Origin of the sequence: Nitrospirillum amazonense, assembly GCF_007828045.1 — a bacterium.
GTDB classification, from domain to species: domain Bacteria; phylum Pseudomonadota; class Alphaproteobacteria; order Azospirillales; family Azospirillaceae; genus Nitrospirillum; species Nitrospirillum amazonense_C.
Genome location: NZ_VITN01000039.1, coordinates 17,821 through 34,675, shown reverse-complemented (window position 1 = coordinate 34,675; position 16,855 = coordinate 17,821). Strand labels below are relative to the sequence as shown.

Genomic DNA, 16,855 nt, shown 5'->3' with positions numbered 1-16,855 from the left:
CCGTAGAGGACTTCCACCTCCAAGTCACAAGCCGGTTACCAACCCGGCTCTCGGTGCTTACGCACCTCGCGCCATGCCTGGCGCACCAAGAAAAAACCCCGTCGCGGGGACGGGGCCGTTTCGAAGTTTTTCAGAAAAACCGGAGGGCAAACCCCGGCCCCATAGGAAGGCACGTCTTTAGTCCGGCACATCCAGCCCGCAGCGCCGCAGCGTCTCGGGCAATTGGGCGAACAGCGCATCCAGCGCCTGCGGGGGCAAGCCCGCCGCCAGACGCAGGATGGGCCGGCCTTCATGCAAGGACAGGCGCACCAGCACCTGGCCGGTGCGGGACCGGATCACCCGCTCCCCCGCCAACTCCGGCTCCGCCACCCCTTCCCCCTGCGCCGCCGCCATCAGAGCGCGCAGACGGGCGGCGAAGCTCAAATTGTTATCCGCCCCCTTCTCGCTCAGTTCGGCAGCGGTTGCCTCCACCCGGGCGGCCGCATCTTCGCTTTCCGCCATCAGGCGAGCCAGCTTGGCCCCATCGCTGATCTTCAACGGCCGCGGATCGTCCAAGGCAGCGACCACTGTGGCCGGCAGTACGGCGAACTTCAGCAAGTTGGACAGGTGCCCTTTGCTGAAGTCCAGCCGCTCCATCAGCTCCGCCCGGCTCATCAACCCGGTATCCAGCACGGTTTTCAGCTGCACCGCCCGTTCGTAGGCGGAGATGTCGGCGCGGGCCTCGTTCTCCTGCACCATCTTGATCAGCAGGTCGCGGTCGTCCGCCTGCATCACCCGCGCCACCACCTTGCGACCCAGATGGCGGCAGGCGGCCGTCCGGCGGTGACCGGCGATCAGTTCATACCCGTTGCCGTCCGCGGCCGGCCGCACCAGCACCGGCGCCAGCTGGCCATGCCGCAGGATGTCCTGCACCAGGGTGGCGAAGGCGGCATCCGCGAAGGCAGCGGTGTGCCGGTCCTGGTATTGGGTGCTGTGGATGTCGGCCGGATCCAGCTCCAGCAACACGCGGCCGCTGTCGCGCAGGGTCTCCAGTTCCTTGGCGCTATCCTGGAACACGCTCTCGATCTGGTTGACGATCGGGATAGCGGATCGTGGGGAGGTGGGCCGCGCCGCGCGTGTGGCGGTCAGGTCGCCGATGGCGTTGTCCAGTTCGGCCATTCTGTCCTTGCGGCTCATCGCGTCCCCTCCCGCGCCGGCGTGCGCTTCCAGATGTCCCAGATCACCCGCTCGATTTCGGCATTCACGTTGTTCAGATATTCCAGCCCGCGTTCATAGGTTCGGCGGTTCACGTCGCTGGCCTCCAGCTCGTAATAGCTCTGCTTCAGGTTGCCGGCGCTATCCAGGCCGGTGGTCAGGGCCATGCGGTTTTCCAGCAGCGTGTCGGCGAAGATGCTGCCCATCCACTTCACCAGCTGGCTCTGGTTGCCATCGGCCGTCTGGTATTTGGAGACCAGCAGGCGCACGGCATCGAAGGTCTTCACCCGGCCGCCTTCGGCTTGCGCCAAGGTGGACAGCGTTTCATAGACCATGCGGAAGAACCGGCCGGCGGAACTGAAATCCAGCATGCTGGGTGGGATGGGGATCAGCAGGAAGTTCGCGGCCATGACGGCATTGATCGATAGGTAGCTGAGCGACGGCGGGCAGTCACAGACGATGATGTCGTAATCCTGGTCGATGCTGGGCAGGGCGTCGGCAAGGATGCGCCAGAAGCGCAGTTCCCGCTGGCGCATCTGGCGCACCGGCACCTCGAACTCCGTGGAGTACAGACCGAGGTTGGCGGGGATGACATCCAGCCCATCCCAATAGGTCTTCTGGACCAACGGCCGCAGATCGTTGATGCGCTGGCTGTCGTCCAGGGTGAACAGACGATACAGCGTGTCCAGCCGGTCGAACTGCTCGTCCGGCACGAACCCGAACAGCGACGTGGCGCTGGCCTGGCTGTCCAGGTCGATCATCAGCACCCGATAGCCTTGCAGGGCCAGATACTGCGCCAGGTGGACGGAGTGGGTGGTCTTGGCCGCCCCGCCCTTGAAGTTGGCCACGGTGATGACCGACAGCTTCTCCCCCGCCTCACGATCACGGCCCACGCGATAACGCACGTCGCCGGTCTGCTGGAACAGCTGACGGCGAATCTGGTTCACCTCCGCCAGGGTGAAGCCGCGACGGTTGTTGCCACCAATGACGGTGCCCTGGGGAAACTGCTCATTTTTCAGCAGGGCGCGCAGGTGGCTTTCCGAGATGCGGATCAACCGGGCCGCTTCAGAGGTGGGAAATAGGCGCAGGCTCTTGGCATGGCCAGGGTAGGCCTGCACCTCAATGATCTTGCGCTGGATGGCGTCACAGCCTTCCGAGTGGTCCAGGAAAATTTGCAGGGGGTCGTCGCTGGCCGGGAGGGTGCTATCGGCGGGCGCGCTGACATCGGTGGTCATTGGTGTATCCGAAGGGCTGCCAAAGATGGGCGGATAATGCCCAACCGCGATCCGGACGCCAACCGCGATCTTTGGCCAAATATGCGGATAACTGTCTCACCATCGATTTTTTGCCGATTAGGCGGAAAACTTCGCTGATGGGATTTGATCAATTGGTTGAGTCGCCGTCTTTGGTAACTGTAACCTTGGAAGCGGGGCGATCGGGACTGGAAGCCACCACGATCTTCTAGTGGACGCGCTCCGATCTTCAAGGGAACGGATACCAATTTCCGGCGTGGAGCGGTCTCTTTAAAAACGGCGCATTTCCTGGGATTTTGTTGGAAGCCACTCTGACGAGCGCGCGTCGATCGCAAGGGTAGGCTTGAGGGGAAAGCCTGCTCTGGAACCCGCCAAGCATAATCCCGTGGCCATTGTCCCTGCCCTTGAAAGGCTGGCCTGTGGATAGTTTCCTTAAAAGGATTCAGGGTTAAAGAGATATAGGGTTTAACTGTTACAGCGCCGGAAAGCGGCGTTTTTCCAATAGTTTAACAGGGAATTTGGTAACCGTTCCCGTGACTCTCGGTTTCCGAACCCTCGGGCTGCGGACTCCAAACCCTCGGGCCTCGGGTCACCGAACCCTTGGCCAATGGTTGCCGAACCCTGGAGCTGAGAAAAATGGTATCTGAACCCTTGAGGGAAAACGGGGCGAGTCGGCCGGAGTCGGTTGCCATACCCTTGATCTTGGTTGCCGTTCCCTCAATCCCGGTTGCGGTTCCCTTGAGTTTGGAAGGTTGGGCGGGCCGGTTCCGGACTCTGATACCGCGATCCGACTCACCTTGGCCCCGAGTCCGCCTGACTTCATCCCACCTGTGATGAGTCGGCCAAGTCTTTGCCGAGTCGACTCAAGGGTTCGGTTACCTAGGGTCACGGGTTCGGATACCAGCCACGGTATCGACTCGGCTTGCACACCAGATTTTGGGGGTGGTGCCGCCAGAATCTCAAGGGATCGGCAACCGAGCGTATTTTTGCCGTTGGCGGCGGCGATTGGCCGCGTTCATCATCCGGAGTCCGAACGCCCGATCCATGGTGGATGGGGACTGCTGTGTGAAGGGTGGCGACAATGGCGGGGACGACGACAGGGACTGCGGACAGGATTTCCGCGCCGGCCATGGTGGAAGCCCCGATGGCGGGCAGCCAGTTGGCCCTGGCCCTGGACAGCCCCCTGATCGGCAAGGTGAAGAACGACCGCCTGGTCATGGTCTTCAACTTCTTCGCCCTCAGCAAGGAGACGGTGACGGAATTGCCGATCTACGATGACGGCACCGTCCGCATCGAGGTTACCGGCACCAAGCACGGCGTCGCCAACATCTGGGACAAGGAGGTGCTGATCTACCTCGTGTCCCTGATCCAGGACAAACTGAACCGGGGTGAACCGGTCAGCCCGCGCCTCACCTTCACCGGCCACGACTTCTTTCGCGTGGTGGGCATTCATGCCACCAACACCGCCTATCAACGGCTGGAGGACGCGCTGAAGCGCCTGCAGTCCACCCAGGTGCTGACCAACCTGGAGACGGGTGGCGAGGGGGAGACGGGCGCCTTCTCCTGGGTGCTGGACTACCGCATCAACTACCGTCGCGACAAGGATGGCGGGAAGACCATGAAGTCGCTGACGGTACAACTCTGCGACTGGCTGTACCGTGCGGTGGTCAAAGACCGCAAAATCCTCACCTACCACCCCGACTACTTCAAGCTGTCGCCCACGGAAAAGCGGCTGTACGAGATTGCGCGCGCCCATTGCGGCAACCAGGGCGCCTTCAAGATGAACATTGAGAAGCTGCGCCTGCGCGTCGGCGCCGAAAGCGACTTGAAGGTGTTCAAGGCGCGGCTGGTGGCCCTGGCCAAGAAGCGTCAGGCGCTGCCGGAATACGGCCTGACGGTGGTCGATCCCCGCCGCTGGGGCCGCGACCGCAACGCCCCGCCGCCTCCGGGTCGCACGCCGCTGAAAAGCCACATGGTCTATTTCTTCCGCACCGACAGCCTGTCGGCCATGGCGCCCTTCGACCAGGCGCCGGAGTTCCCGGACGCCCTGCCCGACATGATGATGGGCGACCTGGCGGCCTAAGGCTGGGTGGCGGCGGGCACCTCCCAAGGGACCGCCACCAACCTTGCAATCCCACGACAGACATGCTGCAAGTCGGAAAACCCGGCTGCGGGGCACGGGACCGACCTGTCGTGAGGAATTTCTGATATGCGCGATTTCCTGAAGGGCGCGCCCTTGAGCGCCCTGACGGCCGCCGCCTTGGCCGGCCTGCTGTTGGCGCCCACTTTGGCCGGCGCCGATGAAGGCATGTGGACCTTCAACAATTTCCCCAGCGCCAAGGTGAAGCAGGCCTATGGCTTCAGCCCGGACCCGAAGTGGCTGGAGAGGGTGCAACTGGCCTCCGTCCGCTTGGCGCGCGGCTGCTCCGGCGCGTTCGTTTCCGCCAGCGGCCTGGTGCAGACCAACCATCACTGCGCCCGCGCCTGTATCCAGCAGGTCTCCACGGCCGACCACAACCATATCAAGGACGGCTTTTACGCGGCTGAACTGAGGGACGAGGCCAAGTGCCCGGATATGGAGGTCAACCAGCTGGTCCAGATCACGGACGTGACCCAGCGGGTGAACGCCGCCACCGCCGGGAAGGAGGGCGACTCCTTCTCCGCCGCCTTGAAGGAGGTGCAGGCCGCCATCCAGACGGAATGCACGGGCGGGGCCGACGACACCCGCTGCGACGTGGTCGAGCTGTACCACGGCGGCGCCTACAATCTTTACAAGTATCACCGGTATCAGGACGTGCGCCTGGTGTTCGCGCCGGAGGAGGACATCGCCTTCTTCGGCGGCGATCCGGACAACTTCGAATTCCCGCGCTACGATCTCGATGTCTCCTACGTCCGCGTCTACGACAAGGACGGCAAGCCGCTGAACACCAAGGCGACCTATTTCCCTTACGCTTCCCATGACGCGAACGAAGGGGACCTGGTCTTCACCTCCGGCAACCCCGGCCGGACGGAACGCCTGGACACCGTGGCCGAGCTGGAATACGAGCGCGATCACGCCCTGCCCGACCGCCTGCTGTACCTGTCGGAGCTGCGCGGCATCCTGCTGCAGTTCACGGCGCAGGGCGAGGAGAACGGCCGTATCGCCCGCACCAAGCTGTTCACCCTGGAGAATAGTTACAAGGCGCTGTACGGCGGGTTGCAGACCCTGGTCGATCCGGCCCTGATCAATGCCAAGCGCAAGGATGAGGCGGCGTTGAAGGCCCTCATCGACGCCGATCCGGCGTTGAGGCAGCAGTACGGCGACCCCTGGGCGGCCATCGCCAAGTCGGTGGACCACTACGCCGTGGTCGCCACGCGCTATCAGGTGCTGGAAGGCAGCCGCAGCTTCACCCAGTCCGACATGTTCACCTATGCCCGCAACCTGGTGCGCGCCGCCAGCGAACGCCCCCTGCCGGATGGCCAGCGCCTGCGGGAATACACCGACGCCAACTTCCCCTTCATCCGCCAGCGCCTGCTGTCCAACAGCCCGGTGTATCCGGAGCTGGAACGGGTGCTGATGCGCATGCAGCTGGTTTACATGCAGCGTCAGCTGGGTCCGGACGATCCCCTGGTGCGGAAGGTCTTCGGCAACCGCTCAGCCCAGCAGATCGCGAATGATCTGGTCACGGGCTCCAGCCTGGGTGATCCGGTGGCGCGCAAGAGCTTGCTCGAGGGTGGCCAAGCGGCCCTCGACGCCTCCACCGATCCCATGATCAAGTTCGCCAAACTGGTGGACGCCGACGCCCTGGCCGCCCGTCGCGATGTCGAAGCCAACGTCTCGGCCGTGCAGCAGAAGAACGCCGGCTACATCGCCCAGGCCATGTTCAAGGTGCACGGCACGTCCATCTATCCGGACGCCACCTTCAGTCCCCGCGTCTCTTACGGGACGGTGAAGGGCTATAAGCAGAACGGCCAGCACGTGGCGCCCTTCACCACCATGGGCGGCACCTTCGACCGCGCCACCGGCGCCTTCCCCTTCGCCCTGCCCGACAGCTGGCTGAAGGCCAGGGACGCCATCAACCCGGCCCAGAAGTTCGATGCCGTCAGCACCAACGACATCATCGGCGGCAACTCCGGTTCCCCCGTCATCAACAAGGACGCGGAAGTCGTGGGCCTGATCTTCGACGGCAACATCCAGTCGCTGGGCGGCGACTACGGCTATGACGGTTCAGTCAACCGCGCGGTCTGGGTCTCGGTCGGCGCCCTGAAGGAGGCGCTGGCCAAAGTCTACCATGCCAACCGCCTGACCCGGGAACTGGGCGCCCATTGAGGAGGAAGCGCGGGGGGGGGAGGCTCGGCGAATGCATACCGCGGGCCTTTTCCCATGCGTGGCCGTCGGAGTAGGTAAACCAAATGCCGCACCCGCCCGGCCGTCAGGTAAAGGCCACAATCCCGTATTATAGGGCAGGGATGGCCCCGAGCGCCCGGGGGCCCCTTTCCTGACGTGACCAAGGGCGGCTTGGGGCGGAGCACCGCATCGGTGGCTCCGCCGTCTGAAAGAGGATGATCATGCAGCGCGTGTTCAAGGCTCCGTTCCTGGTGATGATGTCGCTGGTGGTGGCCTTGCTGGCGTTGGCCGGCGGCGCCGCCCCGGCGAGCGCCCGCACCTTCGTCAGCGTTGGTATCGGCGTCGGCCCCTTTTATCCGGCGGGCTATTACGGCGCCTATTGGCATGACCCCTACTGGCGCTGGCGCGGCCCTTACTGGGCGCCCTATCCCGTGGCCTACGCGCCCTATCCCTACTATGCGCCCCCCGTCTATGTGGCGCCGGTCCCGGCTGTGGTGCAGGCGCCGCCGCCTGTGGTGGCGCAGCCCGTTCAGGCTGTGGCGGCCAAGCCGGCCTATGATCAGGCCAACTGCCGCGAATACACTTCCACCATCACCGTGGCGGGAAAGCCCAGCCAACAGGTGGGCACCGCCTGCCAACAGCCTGATGGGTCCTGGCGCATCGTCAACTGATGCTACAGCCCCGTTCCTATTCGTTGGAATAGGCGTCACGTGAACCCCAGGGATTTCCCTGGGGTTTTCCCGTTCAGGGCCGCGACATTTGCACTTCCGTTACAAAATCCCGTCCCGCGCCAGTCTGGCTTAGGGGTATGCTCACATAAGAATGTACCGCCCGGCGGGGAGGCCGGGGTCAACGCCGGGGTCAACAAGGTACAAACGGGCATACAAGGGACAGGGACCATGCGTACGGGGCTTAGGGTGGCTGCGGTCGGCGGCTGCTTGTCCGGGCTTTTCGCCTCCACGCCTTTCGGGGCCCGCGCGGATGAGGGATTGTGGACCTTCAACCACTTCCCCAGCGCCAAAGTCCAGGAAACCTACGGCTTCGAGCCCACCACCCAGTGGCTGGACCATCTCCGCATGGCGTCCCTGCGGCTGCCCCGGGGCTGTTCCGCTTCCTTCGTTTCTCCCACCGGTCTGGTCCAGACCAACCACCACTGCACCCGCGATTGCCTGCAGCAGTTGTCCTCGCCCACCAACAACCTGGTGCAGGACGGCTTCTACGCCGCCAAGCCGGAGGACGAGGTGAAATGTCCGGATGTGGAGGCCAACCAGCTGGTGGGCATCACTGACGTCACCCCCCAGGTCAGAGAGGCGGTGGCGGGCCGTGAGGGCCAGGATTATGGCCGCGCCCTGCGCGAGGTGCTGGCCAAGCTGCAGCGCGACTGCGCCGGCGGGGATGAGGCCATCCGCTGCGACGTGGTGGAGTTGTACCGGGGCAGCGTCTACGACGTGTACAAATACCGCCGCTACCAGGATGTGCGCCTGGTTTTCTCACCCGAGGAGGACATCGCCTTCTTCGGCGGCGATCCCGACAATTTCGAATTCCCCCGCTATGACCTGGATGTGGCCTTCCTGCGCGTTTATGACGAGCATGGCGCCCCCCTGAACACCCAGGCCAACTACTTCGCCTACGCCCCTCGAGACGCGCAGGAGGGCGACCTGGTTTTCACTTCGGGCAATCCCGGCACCACCGAACGCCTGGATACGGTGGCGGAGTTGGAATACGACCGCGATGTCGTCCTGCCGGAATGCCTGGTCTATCTGGCGGAGCTGCGCGGCCTGCTGCTGCAATTCTCCGCCGAGGGGGCGGAACACGCGCGCGTGGCCTTCGCCAAGCTGTTCGCGGTGGAAAACGCGTACAAGGCCCGCCTGGGCCAGTTCCGCGCCCTGGTCAATCCGGGCCTGATCGACAGCCGACGGCGGGCGGAGAACGAGCTGCGGGCCAAGGTGGCCGCCGACCCGCAGTTCCAGCAGCGCTTCGGCGATCCTTGGGCCGCCATCGCCCAGGCCGTGAGCCATTACCGCGCCGTCGCCGACCGCATGGAGGTGGTGGAGGAGGGGCGCGGGCCCCAGTCCGACCTGTTCGCCTACGCCCGCCTGCTGGTGCGCGCCGCGGAACAGCGCCAGCTGCCCGACATCAAGCGCTTCCAGGAATTCACTGAGGCCGGCTTCCCCTTCACCCGCCAGCGCCTGCTGGCGAACGCGCCCATTTCCAACGACCTGGAAAAACTGTTGCTGCGCGCCTGGCTGGTGCAGCTGCGGCGGGTGCTGGGCCCGGACGATGCCCTGGTGCGCGACGTGCTGGGGGCGCAGACGGCGGAAAAGATGGCCAGCGACTTGGTGGACGGCACTCGCTTGGCCGATCCCAACGAACGCAAGCGCCTGCTCATGGGCGGCATCGAGGCCATCAAGAACAGCCACGACCCCTTGATCCGCTTCGCGCAAGAGGTGGACAAGCAGGCGCTGGCCATCCGGCGCGACGTGGAGGTGAATGTGGAGGCGGTGGAACGGCGCAACGCCGGCGTCATCGCCCAGGTCGTCTTCGCCGCCAAGGGCACCGGCGCCTACCCGGACGCCACCTTCTCCCCCCGCGTGTCCTACGGCACGGTGAAGGGCTATGACGAGAACGGCCGCCACGTGCGCTACTACACCACCATGGGCGAGGCTTATGGTCGCGCCACCGGGGCCGAACCCCTGGCCCTGCCGCGTTCGTGGCTGCGCGCCCGCAGTGATGTGGACTTCAGCCGCAAGCTGAACATCGTCAGCACCAACGACATCGTGCGCGGCAATTCCGGCTCGCCGGTGGTCAACACCGACGGCCAGGTGGTGGGCATGATTTTCGACGGCAACAGCCAGTCGTTGGGCGGTGATTTCGGCTTCGATGACAACTCCAACCGCGCCGTCTGGGTATCGGTGGGCGCGGTCAAGGAAGCGCTGACCAAGATCTATGGCACCACCCGACTGAATCGCGAGCTGGGTATCTGATCTTTATTCGCCACCTGTGACGCAGGCCGCAGACAGGGGCGCCCGGTGGTGTCCCTGATGGGCGCGTCCTCGCATAAAACGGCTTTAATCCTGGGGTTTGACTCAAGAGATGGGGGGTGTTCGCAGGCTCCGCGTTTTCGGCGCTTGCCGCATCCCAGATCCGCGCCATCCTCATTAGGTGCGTTCCGGGGCCATAAGCAATAACTTGCTTGCAAGCAGTTTCCGCGCCGCAGCATTTCGCGGCACCCTCCATACATCCGCATTCCTTGACCCGGCCGGGCCGGGCCCAAGGCGTTCGCACCCCCTCACGGGGCCCAAGCCCGATCCGGCCTTCAACGATCAGGGACCAGAGGACCATCATGACCAGCGCGCCCACCTCCCTTCCGCCCAAGCGTTCCCCCCTGCCGCGCATCATCGGTTTCGGCGTGCTGGCCGTCGTCGTGGTGGGCGGCGTCGTCCTCTGGCTTAGTGGCCGGGGCAAGGAATCCACCGACGACGCCTTCACCGAGGGCCGGGTGGTGACGGTGGCGCCCAAGGTTTCCGGCCTGGTGGTCGAGCTGGCGGTGCAGGATAACCAGAAGGTGAAGGCCGGCGACCTGCTGTTCCGCATCGATCCCCGCGACTACCAGATCACCCGCGACCGGGACGCCGCGCAGCTGGAACTGGCGCAGGCGCAATTGGTGCAGGCGCAGACCAACCTGGAAATCGCCCAGGTCTCCTACCCGGCGCAGCTGGACCAGGCCCGCGCCGCCCGCGCCCAGGCCGAAGCCACGCTGGTCCGGGCCAAGTCCGACTTGGCGCGCCAGACCGAGATCGATGTCCGCGCCACCACCAAATCGCAGATCGACGCTGCCCAGGCGGCATTCCGCACCGCCCAGGCCCAGCTGGCCGACGCCGACGCCAAGCTGCGCACGGCGGAACAGGCGCCGCGCAACATCGAGGTCGCGGCCACCCAGGTGAAGCAGTGGGAGGCCCAGGTGGCCGCTGCCCAGGCCGAGCTGGCCCAGGCGGAGCTGAACCTGTCCTACACCACCGTGGTGGCGCCGCAGGATGGCTGGGTGACCAAGCGCGCCGTGGAAAAGGGCAACTACCTGCAGGTGTCGCAATCGGCCATGACGCTGGTGACGCCGGAGGTGTGGGTGGTCGCCAACTTCAAGGAAAACCAGCTGAAGCACATGCGCGTGGGCCAGCCGGTCGATATCGAGATCGACGCCTTCCCCGACCTGAAGCTGACCGGCGCCGTCGACAGCTTCCAGATGGGCACCGGCTCGCGCTTCACCGCCTTCCCGGCGGAAAACGCCACTGGCAACTTCGTGAAGATCGTCCAGCGCCTGCCGGTCAAGATCAAGGTTACGGGCGGCCTGCCCGCCGATCACCCCCTGCCCTTGGGCCTGTCGGTCGAACCCACCGTCAACCTGAACTGAGGGGACGGCGGTGAGCGAAGGACTTCCCCCACCCGAGGCTGATCACGGGGCGTCGAGCTGGCGTCCCAAGCACAACCCCTACCTGGTCGCCATGGTGGTGACGGTCGCCACCTTCATGGAGGTGCTGGACACCACCATCATCAACGTGGCCCTGCCGCACATCGCCGGCAGCCTGTCGGTCGGCACGGATGAAAGCACCTGGACGCTGACCTCCTACCTGGTGGCCAACGGCATCGTGCTGCCCGTGTCCGGCTGGCTGGGCCGCCTGATGGGGCGCAAGAACTACTTCCTGCTGTCCATCATCATGTTCACGGTGTCGTCGCTGCTCTGCGGCCTGTCGACGTCGCTGCCGGAACTGATCATCTTCCGACTGATGCAGGGCTTCTTCGGCGGCGGCCTGCAGCCCAACCAGCAATCCATCCTGCTGGATACGTTCGAGCCGGCCAAGCGCGCCACCGCCTTCGGCGTCACGGCCGTCGCCATCATCGCCGCCCCCATCATGGGGCCGACGCTGGGCGGCTGGATCACGGACAATTTCAGCTGGCGCTGGGTGTTCCTGATCAACGTGCCGGTGGGCGTCATCGCCACCTTCGCCATCTCGGCGGTGGTGGAGGATCCGCCCTGGGCCAAGGCCGGCGCCGGCAAGGGCAAGCGCAACATCGACGTGGTCGGCCTGTCGCTGATCGCCGCCGGCTTCGCCTGCCTGCAGATCGTGCTGGACCGGGGCGAGCAGGAGGACTGGTTCTCCAGCGGCTTCATCCAGGCCTTCGCCGTGGGTGCCGTGCTGGGCCTGGTGGGCGCCGTCGTCTGGCTGCTGGACCGGCCCGATCCCATCGTCAACCTGCGGGTCTGGAAGAACAAGGACTTCGCCATCGGCACCTTGTTCATCAGCATCATGGCCGCCACCCTGTATGGCAGTGCCGTGCTGATCCCGCAGCTGGCACAGTCGCAACTGGGCTACACCGCCACCTGGTCGGGCATGATCCTGTCGCCCGGCGGCATCATGATCCTGATCATGATCCCCATCATCACCCGCGTGCTGCTGAAGAAGTTCCAGGCCCGCTTCATCGTGGCCACCGGCTTCTTCCTGCTGGGCATCGCCATGTTCTATACGGGCACCATCACGCCCCAGGTCAGCTTCCTGAACCTGATGAGCATGCGCCTGGCCCAGACCTTCGGCACCGCGCTGCTGATGATCCCCATCAGCACGGTGGCCTTCGCCAGCGTCCCGCGGGAAATGAACGGCGACGCGGCCGCCCTCTATTCCATGGCCCGCAACCTGGGGGGCAGCATCGGCATCGCGCTGGTCACGGCCTACCTGACGCAGCGGTCGCAGGTGCACCAGGCCTATTTGGTCGAACACCTGTCGGACCTGAACATGGGCTATCAGATGACCAAGCAGGCCTGGATGGACGGCCTGGCCGGCCACGGGCTGACGCCGTCGCAGATGGATTCCTCGGCGCTGGGCGGCATCTACCGCACGCTGGTGCGCCAGGCGGCCATCCTGGGCTACGTCGATGTCTTCCGCATATCCGGCGTGGTCGCCTTCTGTGTCGTGCCCTTGGCCTTTTTCATGAAATCCACCAAGGCGGCGCCCAAGCCCGCCGCCGCGGAGTGACCCTGATGTCTGCTTCCACTCCCCTTTCCCCGCTTCCGCGCCGGGCCCGGCTGTTGGCCGCCACGGCGGCCCTGGCCCTGACGGCCGCCTGCACCCTGGGCCCAGACTACCAGCCGCCGGCGGCCGACGCGCCCCCGGCGTGGAGCGCCACGACCGCCCAGGCCACGGCCCAGGTGGCGGGCAAGACCCAGGTCAACACCGACGCCACCGTGCTGGCCCACTGGTGGACGGAGTTCCGCGACCCAACCCTGGACAAGCTGGTGGCCGACGTGGTCGCGGGCAACCTGGACCTGAAGGTGGCGGAACAGCGCATCCTGTCCGCCCGCGCCCAGCGCCAGCAGGCGGCCGCCGCCCAATACCCCAGCGTGAAAGGGGAGGGCGCCGCCATGCGCAACCGCCTGCCCCCGGGGTCGACGGGTTCGCTGGGCGGCACCAGCAACATCTTCCTGGCGGGCTTCGACGCCTCGTGGGAACTGGACCTCTTCGGCGGCACCCGCCGCAGCATCGAGGCAGCCGACGCCAACATCGAGGCCGGCATCGAGAACCGGCGCTCGCTGGTCATGTCCATGCTGGCGGAATTGGGCACCGACTACGCCGCCCTGCGTTCCGTCCAGGCGCGCATCGTCATCGCCAATGAAAACGTGCGCCTGTCGCAGGAAACCCGCGACCTGACGGCCGCGAAGTACAAGGTGGGCCTGGCGACCGAATTGCAGCTGGCGGAGGCCGACGGCCAGCTGGAACAGCAGAAGGCGGTGCTGCCGTCGCTGGCGACCCAGGCGGCCCAGCGGGCCCACGCCATCGCCACCCTGACCGGCCGCACCCCCGCCGACGTGGACAGCCTGCTGACCACCGCCGGGCCGGAGGTGCCCCTACCGCCCGCCCTGCCGGCCAGCCTGCCGTCCGAGGTGGTGCGCGCCCGTCCCGACATCCGGGCCGCCGAGCGCACCATGGCCGCCACCAACGCCCAGATCGGCGTGAAGGAGGCGGCGCGCTTCCCCAAGCTGTCGCTGGGCCTCATCGGCGGCTTCCTCAACCCCGACATCGGCAAGCTGCTGCAGGGCGACAGCTTCGGCTGGAGCGTGGGCCCCACCGTCAGCGGCACCATCTTCGATGGCGGCCGCCTGAAGGCCGGGGTTAAGGATGCCGAGGCCCAGGCCGAAGAGGCGCGCCTAACCTACCGCAAGACGGTGTTGACCGCCTTCCAGGAGGTGGAGGACGCGCTGGTCGCCTATTCCAATGAGCGCCAGCGGAACGAGACCTTGCACCGCGCCCTGGACGCCGCCCAACTGGCGCAGGACCGCGCCCGGTCGCAGTACCGCGCCGGCCTGGCCGACTTCCTGACCGTGCTGGACGCCGACCGCACCCTGGCCACGTCCAAGGACGCCGTCGCACAGAGCGACTATGCCCTGGTGCAGCAGACCATCGCCCTCTACAAGGCGCTGGGCGGTGGCTGGCAGGCGGGGGAGACCACCACGGCCGCCGGCGCCACCGACGCCCCGCCGGCGTGAACTGGATACGGCGATGACCCAGGGTGAAACGGTGATGGCGGGGGACCTCGACCCCCAAACGCGCCCCAACGGACGCCAACGCAAGGCGGGCGACACCCGCCGGGCGGAGATCATCGCCGCCGCCCTGGAATTGCTGCATGAGGTGGGGCCAGGCGGCACCACGACCACGGCCATCGCCCGCCGCATCGGCATGGCCCAGGGCTCGCTGTTCCGCCACTTTCCCACCAAGCGCGCCATGTGGGAGGCGCTGCTGGACAGCCTCTCCCAGCGCATCGCCCCACCGGTCCAGGAGGCGCTGAATGGTGCCGGCAGTCCCATGGCCCGCTTGCGGCGGGTCATGCACACTTGGCTGGGCTTGGCTGAAAGCATCCCGGCGCTGTCGTCGCTGATGTTCTCGCGCGAGGTGCTGGCCGACAGCCCGGACATGCGCAGTCTGCTGGCGGAACGCCTGCAGCGGCCCCACCGCATCTATTGCGCCCTGATCCGCGAAGGCATCGCGGCGGGCGAGGTCGCGCCCGAGACCGACGTGGAACGGGTGGGCTGGATCCTTTCGGGCATGAAGCACAGCCTGGTCATGCGTTGGACCCTGCTGGACCGCACCATGGACATGCATGCCGACCTGGACGTGATGCTGGATACAATTATCGCCGGCATGAGCCCGCGATAATCCGGCTGTTGGCTGGCCCCCGTGTCATTTTTCCCGACAGGTTGGCGGCTTTCGCCCCGTACCATCGGGCGGTCACGGGCGGGCGGTCACGGGGGTGGGGCGTTCCACTTCCCCCGCTGGGGGCTGGGCCAATTGGGCGCAGGCCCAGTTCGTCCGTGACAGGGGGCCTCCGGTGTGAAAAGAAGGGCGCCGGGTCCGTCCCCATTTCGCGTTTCCATCTGGCCTCCCTTCCTGGATCACGTCCCGCGATGCTGCGCCACCGGTCGTCCCGTTCCCTGCTTTCGTCCGTCGCCAAGCGGCCCCTGCTGATCTTCCTCATGGCGGGTGCGCTGACGGGCTGCACCGTGGGGCCGGACTATGAACGGCCGGAAACGCCGCAGCCGGCGGCCTATCGTGAAACGGTGACGGGCGACGCCGCCAAGGACGCGACCCTGCGCACGGAAATCGCCGCCGACTGGTGGCGGCAATTCAAATCGCCGGAACTGGATGGCCTGATCGCCCGCGTGGCGTCGAACAACTTCGACGTGCGCGCCGCGGTGGCCCGCATCCGCCAGGCCGAGGGGACGGTGGACGAACAACGCTCCACCCTGTTCCCCACGGTGACGGCGAACGCGGGGCGCACCCGCAGCCAGACGGGCGGCGGCACCACCACCGTCAGCAACGGCAACTTCATCACCCGCAACAACATCAGCAGCAACTATTCGGCCAAGCTGTCGGCCAGTTACGAGCTGGATTTCTGGGGCAAGAACCGGTCGGCCTTCGAATCGGCCAAGGCCAGCCTGAACTACAGCCGCTACGACAAGCAGACGGTGCTGATGACGGCCATCGCCACGGTGGCCACTGACTACTTCCAGGCGCTGGCCTACAAGGACCGTCTGGCCCTGGCCCGCCAGTCGCTGCGCGATGCCGAGGATGTGCTGCGCGGCATCCAGGCCCGCGCCCGCGCGGGCACCGCCACCGACGTGGACGTGGCCAACCAGGTGAACGTGGTGGAGGGCGAGCGCGCCGCCATTCCGCAATATGAACAGAGCCTGGCGCAGCAGATCGACGCGCTGGCCGTGCTGGTCGGCGTCCTGCCGGAACAGCTGAAGATCGAGGGCACCACCCTCGGCGGCCTGGCGGAGCCCGAGGTGGCGCCCAACCTGCCGTCCACCCTGCTGATCCGCCGGCCGGACGTGGCCTCGGCCGAGGCGCAGCTGATCGCCGCCAACGCCACCCTGCGCAGCGTCATTGCCCAGCAATATCCCAGCCTCAGCCTGACCGGCAGCTACGGCTACCAGAATGAGACCCTGGACAACCTGTTCAACCCGGCCAGCAAGCTATGGTCGCTGGGCACCTCGTTGACCCAGACGGTGTTCGATGCCGGCAACCTGCAGGCCCAGTCCGACGTGCAGCGCGCCCGGGTGGAGGAGCTGGCGGCGGATTACCAGAAGGCGGTCGTCACCGCCTTCTCCGATGTCGAGGATGCGCTGGCTGGGGTGCGCTACACCCGCGACATCCGCGGCGCCCAGGAAAAGGCCACGGCCTCGGCCGACGTGGCCCTGCGCGGCACCACCGGGCAGTTCCAGCGCGGCACCGCCGACATGGTCAGCGTGCTGACGGCCCAGCGCACCCTGTTCAGCGCCCAGGACAGCCTGGTGCAGAGCCGCCTGAACTACCTCACCGCCATCGTCACCCTGTATCGCGTGCTGGGCGGTGGCTGGTCGGTGGAACAGACCGAGGCCCAGGCCGACACCACCCCGGCCAAGGCCGGCGGCTGACGGCGCCATCAAAGCCAGGGGCGCCTTCGTCATTTCCGGCAAAATGCCGACCTTGGGGCTAGCCGCGCGTGGCGCGTGCTGGCACACCTGATCGCATCCTCGCGCCGTTCCCGGTTGAAA

General features: G+C 66.1%; 11 protein-coding genes. 9 read left to right on the top strand and 2 right to left on the bottom strand.

The genetic code is table 11. The annotated features are described in order from the left end of the window. Positions 1-177: 177 nt before the first annotated feature. On the bottom strand, positions 178-1,176 hold the full coding sequence (locus FBZ89_RS29450) for a ParB/RepB/Spo0J family partition protein (protein ID WP_145754549.1): 999 nt from the start codon (positions 1,174-1,176) through the stop codon (positions 178-180). Further along, on the bottom strand, positions 1,173-2,429 hold the full coding sequence (gene repA, locus FBZ89_RS29445; protein ID WP_145754547.1) for a plasmid partitioning protein RepA: 1,257 nt from the start codon (positions 2,427-2,429) through the stop codon (positions 1,173-1,175). Before repA ends, FBZ89_RS29450 begins: the two co-directional genes overlap by 4 nt. 1,147 nt (positions 2,430-3,576) lie before the next feature. Here repA and FBZ89_RS29440 point away from each other — a divergent pair. The 9 genes from FBZ89_RS29440 (at position 3,577) to FBZ89_RS29400 (ending at position 16,735) form a co-directional block, all read left to right on the top strand. Further along, positions 3,577-4,530, top strand: coding sequence for a replication initiator protein A (locus FBZ89_RS29440; RefSeq protein ID WP_246173023.1), 954 nt, complete (start codon positions 3,577-3,579; stop codon positions 4,528-4,530). A 126-nt stretch (positions 4,531-4,656) separates the two neighbouring features. Then, entirely contained in the window at positions 4,657-6,756 is a 2,100-nt protein-coding gene (locus tag FBZ89_RS29435; protein ID WP_145754545.1) for a S46 family peptidase, read from the top strand. Between the two features lie 239 nt (positions 6,757-6,995). Beyond that, on the top strand, positions 6,996-7,445 hold the full coding sequence (locus FBZ89_RS29430) for a hypothetical protein (RefSeq protein WP_246173022.1): 450 nt from the start codon (positions 6,996-6,998) through the stop codon (positions 7,443-7,445). Between the two features lie 318 nt (positions 7,446-7,763). Then, on the top strand, positions 7,764-9,758 hold the full coding sequence (locus tag FBZ89_RS29425; RefSeq protein WP_246173020.1) for a S46 family peptidase: 1,995 nt from the start codon (positions 7,764-7,766) through the stop codon (positions 9,756-9,758). Between the two features lie 359 nt (positions 9,759-10,117). Continuing rightward, positions 10,118-11,182 (top strand): HlyD family secretion protein, encoded by a 1,065-nt coding sequence (locus FBZ89_RS29420; RefSeq protein ID WP_145754542.1) that lies wholly within the window; start codon positions 10,118-10,120, stop codon positions 11,180-11,182. A 10-nt stretch (positions 11,183-11,192) separates the two neighbouring features. Next, a complete protein-coding gene (locus FBZ89_RS29415; RefSeq protein ID WP_145754541.1) occupies positions 11,193-12,800 on the top strand; it encodes a DHA2 family efflux MFS transporter permease subunit in 1,608 nt (535 codons plus the stop codon). A 5-nt stretch (positions 12,801-12,805) separates the two neighbouring features. Then, positions 12,806-14,308, top strand: coding sequence for an efflux transporter outer membrane subunit (locus FBZ89_RS29410; RefSeq protein WP_145754539.1), 1,503 nt, complete (start codon positions 12,806-12,808; stop codon positions 14,306-14,308). Between the two features lie 13 nt (positions 14,309-14,321). Beyond that, a complete protein-coding gene (locus FBZ89_RS29405; RefSeq protein WP_186457650.1) occupies positions 14,322-14,975 on the top strand; it encodes a TetR/AcrR family transcriptional regulator in 654 nt (217 codons plus the stop codon). A 248-nt stretch (positions 14,976-15,223) separates the two neighbouring features. Beyond that, the gene (locus FBZ89_RS29400; protein WP_145754536.1) at positions 15,224-16,735 is read left to right on the top strand and encodes an efflux transporter outer membrane subunit; all 1,512 of its coding nucleotides are present in this window, start codon (positions 15,224-15,226) and stop codon (positions 16,733-16,735) included. Positions 16,736-16,855: the final 120 nt, after the last annotated feature.